Consider the following 13,685-nt stretch of genomic DNA (forward strand, 5'->3'; position numbering starts at 1 on the left):
GGTTGAAGCGTTCAAACTAGTAATCTATTAAAAATAAGGTATATAATAAGTTGGGAAAATGCTGACTAACATTGGAGAAAAAAATGAATGAAGAACTAATAATTTATATGCTGATGATTGTCTTTGCGGGAGCTTTAAGTTTGTTATTATGTATCTTTTCTCATATTAAATTGAAGGATACTCCAGGTGTACGACCGTATAAGATCGTTACATTATTGTCGGCAATTTTTACGTTTTCGTATGCATTTGAATTAGCAAGCGGTACGCTAGAAGAAATCAAATTCTGGTTGGGTCTGGAGTATTTAGTGATACCCTTTATCCCAGGCTTTTTATTATTAATGTGCTTGGAATATGTAGGCATATCATTAAGAAAAAAATACATAGTATTTCTATTTATTGCGCCAATCATAACGGTTTTTACCCACCATACAAATGAGCTCCATCATCTTTATTACGAGTCTGTTGCATTACAACGTGATGCCCCATTTCCAATTGTTGAGCTAACGTATGGCCCGTTCTTTTATGTGCATTCTTTCTATCTATTTCTTTGTTTGGCAATTAGTATTACCATTTTACTGATCCAGTTAAAGAAGTCGTTGTTCTGGTTTCGAATACAAATTATAACGATGGCGGCTGGATTGTTTTTACCAATTGTAGCAAATTACTTTTACTTGAATCATCATAGTCCTTACGGGATTGATCTTGGACCGGTTTCTATGAGCCTGTCCTTTATCCTCCATGGTGTGGCACTATTCTCCTTTCAAATGTTTAACATTATTCCAATAGCAAGAGACAAAGTGTTTGAAAGTATGCTTGAAGGGGTTATTGTCTTAAATCAAAACGATGCCATTGTGGATTTCAATCAAGCAATTCTACCGGTGATGCCGATGTTGAGTACAACTTCTATCGGAAAGCCGATCCGAAAGGTTCTTGCTAATAAGAAGAAGCTTTTGGAAATAATCGATAGTGGTGAACAATCGGATTATGAATGCATGGTTTGCGCGAAGCGATCACATTATCAGATTCGGTTTTCCCCAGTGATGAAGGAAAACAGGATGATTATTGGCAAAATCATTACATTTATTAATATAACAGAGAGAGTTGAGCTGCAGGAGAAGCTAACAATGCTTGCGAGCTATGATGGCTTGACACAGGTGTATAACCGAACGTATTTTATGGATCAATCGGAAAAACGATTAGCAGCTATGACAGACAAAGGAAAAGATGCAGCACTACTCCTGTTTGATATCGATCATTTTAAAAGGATAAATGATACATACGGACATGAAGCAGGAGATAAGGTCCTTTGTCATATTGCAAATATCGTGAAAAATAGCTTGCGATCAACTGATTTAATTGGGCGTTATGGTGGTGAGGAATTTATTATTTTCTTGCCAGAAACTAGCCAGGAGGATGCCGTTGATCTAGCTGAAATAATTCGAACTAGAATTTCCGAAAGTAATGTCTTTATTTATGAGAACAATATTCATGTAACTTCGAGTATAGGGATTTCGCAGATTAACACGGCATCCGATAACCATTATGAAGCAATTAAGCTTGCAGTTAGAAAGGCAGATCATGCCCTTTATGCAGCGAAGAGAAGTGGTCGGAACAACGTTCAAGTGAATGAGGAATTAGAGTTTGTTTAGTGTATTGATAAAATCGAGTATAATTTTGAAATAGGGATTTGAATGAGACCTAACTCATTAATCCCTATTTTTTTATCTAGATTCCTTCTTAACACTTACTCGTTAGAAATTTTTTCAACAAGTATTTTAAGCGCTACTTGGGGATTATATAGTGTGTGTATAAGGAGGAACAATATGTCACAGTCAAACAAAGAAGAAAAAAATATGAAATGGTGGCAATTATCTTTATTTGGGGTAGGCTGTACGATTGGTACGGGTTTCTTTTTGGGTTCAAGTGTAGGTATTCAGCAAGGCGGTCCATCACTTGTAATCGCAATTATTTTGGCTGGAGTCACTACTTATATTGTTTTTGATGCATTAGCTAGATTAACGGCGAATCATCCTGAAAAAGGAGCGTTTCGTGCCTATGCGAAGATGGCCTATGGCCACTGGGCAGGCTTTAGTGTTGGATGGATTTATTGGTTCTCTGAAATATTAATCATGGGCAGTCAGCTTACTGCGCTATCTATTTTCTCGAGGTTTTGGTTTCCGACTATGCCCTTATGGCTTCTTGCTCTAGGCTATGCGGTGCTCGGACTTTTCGTATTACTAGTAGGCGCGAAGAAATTAAGTAGTATTGAAAATATTTTTGCGGTTATGAAGCTTGCCGCTATTATCATGTTTATTGTCATCGCAGCAGCATTTGTTTTTGGACTAGTTAAAGGAGTTAATCAGCTACATACGCCAACAAGTATAAAGGAGTTCTTTCCGACAGGATTCCTTGGGTTTTGGTCGTGCTTAATTTTTGCTTTTTATGCTTTTGGAGGAATTGAGGTAATGGGTCTGATGGCAGTTCAGTTAAGGGAACCAAAAGAAGCCCCGAAATCAGGTAAGGTGATGATTCTATCACTTGTTACCATATACACCTTAGCACTTGCTTTAGCGCTTTTATTAGAACCTTGGGATGGATTTAATACAGATAAAAGTCCATTTATTACAGCATTGAAGGACTTTGATTTAGGATTTGTTCCGCATCTATTTAATGGTGCATTAATCATTGCAGGTTTTTCCACCATGGTTGCGTCTTTTTATGGGGTGACAACTATTCTGGTTTCACTTGCACAGGACGGGGATGCTCCTGCTGTATTTGCAAAAGAAGGAAGGTTGGCTGTACCTATACCTTCCTTGGTGTTACTGATTGCGGGTATTGCTGGGTCCATTATTATGTCGCTCCTACTTCCAGAGAAGATCTATACCTATATCACCACAGGTGCCGGGTTAATGCTGCTCTATAATTGGTTATTTATTATTTTATCTGCTAAAAAGCTTCAAGAAGTTAATGTGAAAGAGCAAATAAAATACTATTCCGGCATAGCACTTTTGATAGCAGGTATTAGCGGTACATTGCTTGATAAGACAAATCGTCCTGGATTTTTTATTAGTGTAGGGATTGTTGGCATAATTGGGATATTTGTGTTCTTTTTGAAGAAAAGGTGGAGCCAGGATACGCAGGCATCCTAATTGTTGGTTAATAACAAGACACCCTGCCAGCCAAAATAAACCCCAAACCCAATAAGTGCTACCCCTGAAATGACTGCGATACTTGTCAGTACGCGGTCATTTAGTATTTTACGAAATCCACTTGAAACGAGAGCCATAATAATATCCCACGTTAATAAACCGATAAAAATTGCGCAGCTATATAAAATTAAGGCACTGCTTTCATAATTAGTGGCCGTTTTAGCCAGTACGGAACCATAAATACCTAACCAAAACAGGATGGTTAATGGATTTGTTATCGACATGATAAATCCGGTGAAAAAAGACTTATATAATGGTTCAACACTCCGACGATTACTGGCTTTTATCTCCTTAGCGCTGAACATGCTTTCTATTCCGGTGTAAATTAATACAAATCCCCCGAACAGCCATAAGAACGTTTTTATAAAGGGTGTATCGATAACATGTACAACTCCTAAATATACAATTAACATATAAAATGCATCTGCTGTAACAGCGCCAAGGCCGACAAACCACGCTGGGAAAAATCCTCCTTTAATACCACGATCCAATTGGGCAGCATTTACTGGTCCAATTGGTGCTGCAAGTGATAGGCCTAATAGAATATAACTAATGAACACACCCAACTCTAACACTCCTTTAATTTTACAATGTATCTATTTATGTCTATTCAGAAGGGGAGGCTTGTACGACAAAGAATTCTTAATGTACACACGTTGTTTTGTAGATAAAATGAAATCAATTGGGCATTTTATTCAATAAAGGAGGAGGTTATGTATGATTAATCGAGACTTTGATGAGCTGGTCAAATACCAGAAGAAAGAGAAAACAGATTATCTAGGTCATGGTGAACGTGCTGAAAATTTGGATCCCAAAACAAATAATCGTAAGGTTTCCAATGAAAACCCAGGGGCAACTGGACGAGAAGTATAAGGTTTTCTTTTTTTCATAATATGATGAAGAAAGCTCACATTTTCTAAGTGAAAATGTGAGCTTTTTTGGTACATAGCTTTATTTGTTTTCCTCATTCCCAATTAAGCTAAGTTTCGTTATAATAGGAAAGTATGTATTTCTTTCAAACTGTAAAGATTGATGCTAAGTGCATTTAAATAAGAAGAGAATTCGAGGGGAGGAGCAATCATGACAACGACAAAGAAAGAGACCTATATCACAGAAATTCGTGATTTAGATAAAAGAGGCTCTGGTCGTGCAGTTGTTTGGCGTGATGTTGGACAGGTTAACCCAAGAAAATTGAAGTTAACAATCCCACAAACACTACCAGGTGAAAAAGTACGTGTAACCGTTGAACAGCCAGAGCGTAAACGTACGAAGGTAATGCCGGAAGAAATCGTGGAGGCACACCCTGAACGAGTTGGTCCTGATTGTCCACATTTTGAGCGCTGTGGAGGATGTGTATGGCAGCATTGGCAGTATTCAGGACAATTAACTGAAAAGACGAATCATGTTAAAAAAGTAATCGAAGACGAGGGCTTTGATCCGAGTTTAGTTCGCAATACAATCGGAATGGAAAACCCGTGGCATTATCGAAATAAAATGGAATTTACCTTTGCGAAGGATGGTTCACTAGGTTTACATGAGCTAGGAAACTTCCGCAAAATAATATCCTTGGAAACCTGCTTAATTGCTGGAAAGGATATGGTAGAAGCAACAATGGAGGTAGCAGATTGGGCGAAGAAACATGCTTTATCCGGATATGATAAGGATAACCATGAAGGACTTCTTCGACATTTAATGGTACGACAATCATTTGCTACTGAAGAGATAATGCTTGGACTATTTGCAACAGAAGGACCAGAAGGAGAGTTATCTTCTGCAGCACAAGATTTAGCAGAAAGAATTCGTGAGAAATTTCCTAAGGTGAAAAGCTTGCTATGGCTTGAAAACAGAGATTGGGCTGACCGTACGCAATCTGAAAACACACATGTCTTAGCAGGTCGTGATTTTATTTATGATGAGATGCTAGGTTACCGTTTTCGTATCTGGTTCGATACTTTCTTCCAAACAAACCCAACACAAGCACAAAAGCTTGTTGAACTGGCATTAGAAATGGGTAAGCCGAAGGAAACGGAAAAAATGATTGACTTATTCTGTGGAGTTGGAACATTCTCCCTACCATTTGCAAGTCGAGTAGGAAAGCTTGCTGGTATTGAGATTGTGGAAACCTCGATTGAATCAGCAAAACGTAATGCCAAGGATAATGGCATATCGAACACGTATTTCCTAGCAAAGGATGCTAGACGTGGAATTGATGAAGTATTAGAAAGCTTCGGTATACCAGAGCTTCTACTTCTTGACCCACCTCGCTCTGGAGCCGGTGGAAAGGTTATGCGTCGTATCGGTCGTTCACAGCCTGAACGAATTGTCTACGTATCTTGTAATCCTGATACATTTGCAATCGATATTAAGGAATTGGAACCGTTTGGCTATGAGTTAAAAGAAGTGCAGCCAGTAGACTTATTCCCACATACGATGCATGTGGAGTGCGTAGCTATTTTAGAGTTAAAACAAAATAATAATTAACAGTCGAGCTTGAAGCAGATAAGTATCCTGTAAAACCCTTCCTTAAGGAAAGGGTTTTTTTTGTTTTTACTATGGCATTAAATAGTTGATTCACTTTGATGGGTTGACAATTGTATGTATCTTTCATAAAATATGAATGTATTCATAAATGAATTGATTCATTTTTATTGGAGGTTTTATCATGGCGGGTTTACGTGAGGATAAGAAGAGACAAACACTTTTACGGATTATGGAGTCGGCTAAACATATATTTTCTCAAAAAGGTTTTCAACAGGCATCAATGATTGAGATTGCTAAGGAAGCGGAAGTGGGAACTGGAACAATTTATAATTACTTTCCTTCAAAAGGAGCCTTGCTACTTCGTATTTTTTCCGAAGAGGCTGAACTAATACAAAAGAATGATCAACATTTTTGGTTTACGCATCTTTCTGAAGTCGGTGTTGTTGATAAGATTATTCAATTCCTTCATCAGTTTACAGAGTTTTTTAGTCACTATCCAAAAGCGTTTTGGCGAGATCTTTTTCATGTGATGACGGAGGAAGTAGAAGAAAGTATTCGCCTACGTGATGGATTATTTGGACTTGATGAGCAGGTGATGGAACTGATCAAATCAATGATTAAAAGTGAAGAGGGAAGTTTTTTATTTCCTGTTAACGCAGAGGAAGCTTCCTATGCAATATATGGAGCAGTCTTGACAGATACAATGCTTTATATTTATAACGAGTCGATGACAAATGAACAGTATAAGGAACAAATTACACGACATATCCAATTTATTTTTGCAGGGAAAATTAACCAGAGAAATGGGGAATCGTGATGAGTAGTATTGTGAAAATAGAAGCTATAAACAAAAGCTATCAAAGTGGAAACTCTTTCTTCCAAGCATTATCAAATGTCAGTTTACAAGTGGAAAAAGGGGAGATTGTAGTTGTTTTAGGGCCATCTGGTTCAGGGAAATCAACGATGTTAAATGCTATTGGAGCAATTGATGAGGTTGACTCAGGTAAAATATGTATTGATCAGCAAGATATTACACAGTTTAACAATCATCAGCTTGTAAACTATCGAAGAGAAGAAATCGGATTTGTTTTTCAAATGTATAATCTCATTCCTAACTTAACTGTTTATGAAAATATAGAATTGACTGCGAATATTTGTAGCAATCCACTGCCAATTCAAGAGGTGATTGATGCTGTAGGATTGAATGGCATGGAGGACCGTTTTCCACGGGAACTTAGTGGTGGTCAACAACAACGTGTTTCGATTGCTCGTGCTGTCGTAAAGACTCCGAAATTATTACTTTGTGATGAACCAACTGGAGCTTTAGATTCAAATACATCAAAAGAAATCTTAAATCTAATTGAGAAGATTAACAAGGAATATAACACAACGGTACTTATTATTACTCATAATCAGGCTATAAGTGAAATGGCAAATCGGGTGGTTACGCTCAAGGACGGTAAAATTGAATCCGATGTTGTGAATGAACATATTAAATCAGCTGAAGGGATTGAGTGGTGATGCCTTTAAGGAAAAAGCTTATTCGAACGATACTAGAAAAAAAAGCCCAATTTCTATCAGCATGGCTTCTTATTGTCATGAGTTCAATTGTCTTTTATTCTTTTACTTCAGCTGGGGCTAATTTGATTGATAATCTAGATTATTTTAACAAGACGAATAGAGTGGAGGATGCTCATTTTATTGTTGAAAAGCCCCTAGCGGATTTGTCACAGTTTGAAGAACGATTTCAGGTGAAAATCGAAAAAAGATATAGAGCAGATGTCTCATTTTCAACGGATACCACGTTACGATTGCTAGATGAAACAGGGAAAATCAATCTATCTTCTGTTGTAAAAGGGGAAGCACTAGATTCTGAAGAGGATATATTAATTGATCAAGGATTTGCAAAAGCACACGAATTATCCATTGGTGAAGACATTCAGCTGAATGACAAAACCTATCATGTGACTGGATTCATGGCTATTCCTGATTACATCTATCCATTAAAAGAGGAGTCAGGATTTCTGAAAAATCCAGATGCCTTTGGTGTCGCAGTTGTAAAGGAAAGTGAGTTAGAAAACTTGAAAGAAAATCTTGTATACTATTCTGTAAGATTTTCAGAGAATAATAGAGGTCAATTTAAGGCTTTCTTAAATCAAAACAATCAACTAATAAATTGGACAGATAAAAAAGACAATAATCGTATTTCCTTCATCAGAGGTGATATAGAAGGTATTAAAAAGATGGGTGAGTTTCTTCCAATAGCTATTCTTTTTATTAGTATCGCAATTATTCTAATATTATTGTGGCGTCTAATGAAAAAGGAATATTCTCAAATTGGAACACTATATGCACTTGGATATAAAAAAAGTGAAATTATCCGTCATTATTTATCTTATGCTAGTATTCTTGCAATCTCGGGAAGTGTAGTAGGAACATTCCTCGGTTGGTTGTTTTTGCATCCATTACTCTCTGCTTTTGCCAGTTATTATAATTTACCAGTACTGGTCGTTGAGCCTCATATTGTCTTATTAATAGTTAGCTTAATGCTACCACTAGTTTTCTTTATTCCATTAACGTATTATTTAGTGATGCGTGTCTTACGCATTACGCCTGTGAGCTTAATTAAGGGTGGGGAGCTAAAAGTAAAAGTAAATCGACTTGAGCGACTACTGAAATTAGATAAACTGACTTTTAAACGAAAGTTTGTAATACGTGAGATTATACGTAATCTACCACGTGCCCTATTTTTAACCATAGGAGCTATATTTGCCACTGTACTATTATTATTCGGATTTATTAGCAAAAACTCAATGGAATATCTAGTGACGGACAATTTTAACAGTGTCTATCACTATGAGTATAACTATATTTATAGTAGTCTACAGACAACACTACCTGACTCAGGTCAAATAGGGTCATCTGCTCCTTTTACGATTAATTATAAGAATGAAAAGCAGAGTTTAACCATTAATGGTTTGGAGCCTAATAATACAGCGATTCAATTACAAGATATAGATGGAGAGAGACTTAAATATGATTCTGTCATTATTAATAAATCGCTTGCGGATAAAATTGGTCTTCAAAAAGGAGACACAATTCACGTTACCAATCAGCTATCAAATACAACATTTGATATAACGATTGATCATATAGCAAATTCATATCTTGGAGATATGATATACATGCCGTTAAATCAATTTAATCAATTAAATGGGTATCCATCTGGTAGTTACAATCAGGTTTTCACCAATAAGGAATTAGATATTTCAAAGGAAAATCTTGTTTCTGTAACCAAATCATCCGATACAGTTGATGGCTTTAAACAGATGATTAAACCTTTAAATTATGGAATAGCGGGTATCGCATTAGTCGCAGCTATTATTTCTGTCATAATTATCTATATTTTAATATCATTATTAATTGAAGAGAATTCCTTTAAAATTTCATTGATGAAAGTTATTGGGTATAACAGGGGCAGTATTAGGAAAATGATGATAGGTTATAATATCTGGTTTATTATTATTGGATTTCTAATTGGTATTCCCATTACGACATTATCAATATCGGCATTTATGAATTCTATCACAGCGGAGATGAATGTATCATTTCCTGTAAAAATAGATTGGTTTAGTATCATTATCAGCTTCAGTATTCTCATTTTGTCTTATTATATTTCGCTTTGGCTGAACAATAAAAAGCTGAAAAGCATTCCAATGACTGAAGCAATCAATAGAAGTACAGAGTAAGGAATGGATAGAGGAGGTAGAATTTCAACCAGATTGATTTTTGATTAATGCTACATGTGAATGTGCTGAACTGATGAAGCAATATTTCTTTTAAGAAACTACTTCCGCATTAGGAAGTAGTTTTTTTTTGAACTTCTTGTATATAAAAATCCATAAGAACCAAACTAAAGGCAAAATGAGCTGTATTCGGAGGATAAAAATGTCTGATAAAAAACAACCCAATCCTGACAATAGAAAAAATAACGTGGAAAGACTACATGATATGATTGAAAATACCCAACAAAAACTGCAGGATGCTGAGATGAGCTTAGAGCATGCAAGTCCTGATGAACAGGAAATAATTAAACGGAAAAACAAGAACCGTAAAAAATCCATTGAGGCAATGAAGGAAGAGATGAAGGATGAAATGGCTGCACGTAGAAAGGGTGATTGTTGATTCCATTCAGTTCCTACCGTCTACATTCTTTAACAAACATAAATATTAGAAAAAATAAAAGTATGCTTTCTTTGAGTGTTGTTTCATATCGAAATAACAAAACCTCAAAAAGCATACTTTTAAAATTATTGGATGTCACTAGTGAGCTAACATTCATATTACTTCAATGAAAGATGAGATTAATTATTTTACCCTAAATAGTTTATTGATTGCTTCGATCAGAATTCTGTCCGGAATTGTTTTCATTACTTTGTTGATTCTCTTCTTGACTTGGTTTATTCTGTTGCGCTTCTTTAGATGGATTATCATCATTTTTTTGATTTGATGCATTACCTTCCTGGTTCTTCTCCGGAACATTTTCATTTGATGGTGCCTGCTGCTTATTTGGCATTTGTTCTTCTCCTTCTTTTGAAGGGATGTCTGTACCATTTTTAGAATTTTGTTCCTTCTGTTTTAATCCTTCATTTTCTTGTGAATTGTTATTCTTCTCCGGTAAATCCTTTTGGTTTGATGAAGAATTACTTTGTTCCTTGTTTTGATTACTCGATGTATTATTTGGTTTTTCTTCTTGTTTATTAGTAGCAGCTTCTTCTTTCTGATTAGATTGCTTATCATCTGAATTAGTAGAATTTCCTCGATTTGGAACGACTGTTTCGACTGTATCATCATTATGCTCATTTTGATCTTCTACAGCATTCTTGTTGTTATTAGAGGAACGCATCATTTGTAGCTCACTTAAACTTTTTCCGTAAATTTCTTCAACATCATATACGATACCTTGTTCTTGAAGAATTTCATACTGCTTATAATAGTTAATAGTAAGTTTTTCTTTTTTGGCTTTTTCGTATTTTTCTTTGCTCTCTTTTGAAACCACAACAGAAACATTTTCATTTCCTAAACTTGTTTTAATAATTGAATCAATTTCTTCAACAGAAGTCCGAGCTTTATGTTTAATAGGAACAATTGTGGTATAGATGAGGGGATTATTTTCAAAATAACCGTCACCTTCAGCTTGTTTGACAATCTTAGATAGTGCTGTCGAGACTTCAAGATTTTTATTTTCGATGTGGAGTTCTTGTAATAAATTTTCCCCATCCTTGTTTAAGCCCGTTATCTTCGTTACTTTATCTGAACCATTAACCGTTAATTCAATACTAGGATTTATATCAATGACTAACAAATAAGATGATTGTGCAGATGAATACATCGTGTAAGAGAGAATTCCGATAAAGAGAAGTGCTGCAATGGAAAGGTATTTCCACCAATTTCTTCTGGAATCATTTTCGATGTATGAGAATGATTGTCCTATCATTGGAATAGTATCAACACGGTCAATCGGAATATTTTTAAAAGTACCACCCTTTTGAAGTAGAACAACATATTGATCTGTAACTTTTAAGACGATGCCTTGATAAGTTTTATTTTTCATACGACTTCCACATCTCCATTTCAATCATTCATAAATCTTGAGAGGTGAGTCCATTGTGGATTTAATTTGAGTAGAATAAGTGCAATTAAATATTTTCTATGCTTTTCCATTGTTTTCTTGGGATAACCAGTCTTTTTGCTAAACAATGTAATTGGCAATCGCTTTTTTACAAGAAAACTTTGCTTACATTCTGAATCTCCAATAAACTGATTTGCAACCTCATAAAGCTTTGCCCGCGTATCCGTATGTTTCGGTGAGCAATCTTCCATCTCATCAAAGGAAACCTTGTATTTTTGTAATTCTTGATCGTATTCTAGTATCTCCTCAACTAGTTCACCAGAAGCGACTTCCTTCTCGTGAATGTCCAGAGACTTTTCTATCTCGAGAGGATTTGTATGGTGCTCTTCTTCGGTACTTGAATAATTCAATGATAAATGCTGTTCGTTTCGTTCTTTTCTAAAATAATCTATTAAATCTCGTTTTATTAAAAGGTAAGCGTAGTTTAAAAAACTTCGTCCACTATTTTCTTCAAATGTATCAATCGCTCGGTTAAAAGCAATGAGTGATATACTAAATTCTTCATCACTCCAACTGATATACCTTTTACATATATGACCGGCAGTATTCAAAACGTAGGGACGATAATGGCGTATAAGTCGTTCTCTTGCTGTTTGACTACCCTGATGTGTTTGCTTCATAAGCGTAAGGAACTCATCCCTATTCATAAGAATCACCTACTTCATGTAACATTACAATTAATAGTAAGGGAGATTACTTCGCCGGTAAAGGTTATTTTACATAAAGTTAATTAGTAAAATTTAATTTTTTTGCTAAATTCTTCTATTAGGGACTGATTTGATTTGTAATTTTCTACCTTTGTCATAAAAGTAATGATCTGTGTTTTTGTTCCTTCTTTATACAGGGAGATATCAGAACGAATACTTTCTTTACGATTGGTTTGAAAAGATAATTGAGTATCACTTTCTTCTAAAACGGTAATGTCTCCTGCGCTTGTTTTTAAATCCTGCTTTAGTGTGGCAAAATCGTTATCTTCACTTATAACAGTTATAATAGCCTTAAGCGTACCATTCTCAAATACTACGTTTGAATCCTGTTCCTCGATTAACGTCCAACCACTAGCGTCCTCAACCTTGATTCCTTTCTCTTTGCTATCAAATAAAAATGTAGCTTTTTCGTCTTGTGTATTTTCTTTTTCGTTAGTTGTTGTATTCGAGCTTTCTTCGGTTCCACATGCTGCTAGTAAAAGAAAAGAAATCAATAGTATTAATTTGCGCATTCTAATCACCTAATTTCTCTAGAATTCTGATTCTTGGTTGTTTAAAATAGATTGTTGTTCTTATCAGGAATGGAATGAAAGAACCACCACTTTCATGGCAGTTCTTTTATAACTTAAGTCTATTTTTGAAAATTATTGTTCATCTGTATTAGAATCTTCGTTTTCTTCATTCTGTGCTTTCTCTCGAGCTCTTTCAGCTTCTTCTCTAGCTTTTTCTTCCGTACGTTTAGCTTCTTCTCTAGCTTTTTCTTCCGCACGTTTAGCTTCTTCTCTAGCTTTTTCTTCCGTACGTTTAGCTTCTTCTTTGGCTTTTTCTTCCGCACGTTTAGCTTCTTCTCTAGCTTTTTCTTCCGCACGTTCAGCTTCTTCTCTGGCTTTCTCTTCCGCACGTTCAGCTTCTTCTCTAGCTTTTTCTTCAGCCTTTTCTGCTTCTTCTTGAGCTTTCTCGGCAGCTTTTTCAGCTTCTTCTTCAGCCTTTTCAGCAGCTTCATTCGTGTCATCTAAATTTTCTTCGACTTCATCTTTATCCTTGCTTCCATTGTTGCTATTTCCGTTCATCATGGCTAATTCAGCTTTTTCAAGTGCCTTCGCAAAATTTTTCATTGCTCTTGCTTGATTTTCTAAAGCTTTTGTAATACCTGCTTTTGCTGTATCAGGAAGATCTTCCCTTTCCAGTAACGCTAATAAGTTCTCCTTGAGATATTTGGCGTTTTCTTCAACAATTGTTTCTAGGTTAGAAATGTCCTCATTGTCATCTACCGCATTTTCTATTGACTCTTCTATATGTTGTACTTGTTCATCATATTCATTTAATAATTCTTCAGCTGACTCCTCGTCACCGTTTTCTAGTTGTTCTACAGCCTCTAGTAGACGTTTTTCTGCATAGTCATCTTGGAGAATAATTTTCTCCTCTGGAGATTCTGTCAAGGAATATTCAGTGTCCTCCATTACACGAACTGTTTCATATAACTCCGAGTCTGCACTAATAATTTCTGGGGATGTCTCTTCTGCTGAAACAGCAGTACTTGCCACAAATAAAGACCCTAATACAATTCCTGATGCTAGTAGTTTCTTCATGCAAATC

The 13,685-nt window shown here is 35.8% G+C and carries 13 protein-coding genes; 8 read left to right on the plus strand and 5 right to left on the minus strand.

Annotated features, from left to right (window positions below; translation table 11 throughout):
• Positions 1–83 precede the first annotated feature (83 nt).
• Together ABC228_RS13305 and ABC228_RS13310 are read left to right on the plus strand one after the other, a co-directional pair.
• Positions 84–1,649: a histidine kinase N-terminal 7TM domain-containing diguanylate cyclase gene (locus ABC228_RS13305; protein WP_345825634.1), complete on the plus strand. Its 1,566-nt coding sequence runs from the start codon at positions 84–86 to the stop codon at positions 1,647–1,649.
• 174 nt (positions 1,650–1,823) lie between these two features.
• Entirely contained in the window at positions 1,824–3,149 is a 1,326-nt protein-coding gene (locus ABC228_RS13310; RefSeq protein WP_345825635.1) for an amino acid permease, read from the plus strand.
• Here ABC228_RS13310 and ABC228_RS13315 read toward each other — a convergent pair.
• Entirely contained in the window at positions 3,146–3,775 is a 630-nt protein-coding gene (locus ABC228_RS13315; RefSeq protein ID WP_345825636.1) for a LysE family transporter, read from the minus strand. The genes ABC228_RS13310 and ABC228_RS13315 overlap by 4 nt on opposite strands.
• 151 nt (positions 3,776–3,926) lie before the next feature.
• On the opposite strand from ABC228_RS13315, the gene ABC228_RS13320 reads away from it, so the two are divergent.
• From ABC228_RS13320 to ABC228_RS13345, 6 genes are all read left to right on the plus strand, one after another.
• Positions 3,927–4,082: a hypothetical protein gene (locus ABC228_RS13320; protein ID WP_345825637.1), complete on the plus strand. Its 156-nt coding sequence runs from the start codon at positions 3,927–3,929 to the stop codon at positions 4,080–4,082.
• 207 nt (positions 4,083–4,289) lie between these two features.
• A complete protein-coding gene (gene rlmD, locus ABC228_RS13325) occupies positions 4,290–5,690 on the plus strand; it encodes a 23S rRNA (uracil(1939)-C(5))-methyltransferase RlmD (protein ID WP_345825638.1) in 1,401 nt (466 codons plus the stop codon).
• A 181-nt stretch (positions 5,691–5,871) separates the two neighbouring features.
• Positions 5,872–6,507 (plus strand): TetR/AcrR family transcriptional regulator, encoded by a 636-nt coding sequence (locus ABC228_RS13330; protein WP_345825639.1) that lies wholly within the window; start codon positions 5,872–5,874, stop codon positions 6,505–6,507.
• Positions 6,507–7,211, plus strand: coding sequence for an ABC transporter ATP-binding protein (locus tag ABC228_RS13335; protein WP_345825640.1), 705 nt, complete (start codon positions 6,507–6,509; stop codon positions 7,209–7,211). The genes ABC228_RS13330 and ABC228_RS13335 overlap by 1 nt, the downstream gene beginning before the upstream one ends.
• Positions 7,211–9,439 (plus strand): FtsX-like permease family protein, encoded by a 2,229-nt coding sequence (locus tag ABC228_RS13340; RefSeq protein WP_345825641.1) that lies wholly within the window; start codon positions 7,211–7,213, stop codon positions 9,437–9,439. Before ABC228_RS13335 ends, ABC228_RS13340 begins: the two co-directional genes overlap by 1 nt.
• Before the next feature lie 199 nt (positions 9,440–9,638).
• Complete coding sequence (locus ABC228_RS13345; RefSeq protein ID WP_345825642.1) at positions 9,639–9,875, plus strand: small acid-soluble spore protein Tlp; 237 nt, start codon at positions 9,639–9,641, stop codon at positions 9,873–9,875.
• Between the two features lie 202 nt (positions 9,876–10,077).
• On the opposite strand, the gene ABC228_RS13350 is transcribed toward ABC228_RS13345, so the two are convergent.
• The 4 genes from ABC228_RS13350 to ABC228_RS13365 all read right to left on the minus strand — a co-directional run bounded on the left by ABC228_RS13350 (position 10,078) and on the right by ABC228_RS13365 (position 13,678).
• On the minus strand, positions 10,078–11,304 hold the full coding sequence (locus ABC228_RS13350; RefSeq protein ID WP_345825643.1) for an anti-sigma-I factor RsgI family protein: 1,227 nt from the start codon (positions 11,302–11,304) through the stop codon (positions 10,078–10,080).
• A 20-nt stretch (positions 11,305–11,324) separates the two neighbouring features.
• Entirely contained in the window at positions 11,325–12,029 is a 705-nt protein-coding gene (gene sigI, locus ABC228_RS13355; protein WP_345825644.1) for an RNA polymerase sigma-I factor, read from the minus strand.
• A gap of 83 nt (positions 12,030–12,112) precedes the next feature.
• Positions 12,113–12,601, minus strand: coding sequence for a hypothetical protein (locus tag ABC228_RS13360; protein ID WP_345825645.1), 489 nt, complete (start codon positions 12,599–12,601; stop codon positions 12,113–12,115).
• 132 nt (positions 12,602–12,733) lie between these two features.
• A complete protein-coding gene (locus tag ABC228_RS13365; RefSeq protein ID WP_345825646.1) occupies positions 12,734–13,678 on the minus strand; it encodes a DUF5667 domain-containing protein in 945 nt (314 codons plus the stop codon).
• Positions 13,679–13,685 lie beyond the last annotated feature (7 nt).

This window comes from Ornithinibacillus xuwenensis (assembly GCF_039614845.1).
Lineage (GTDB): Bacteria > Bacillota > Bacilli > Bacillales > Amphibacillaceae > Ornithinibacillus > Ornithinibacillus xuwenensis.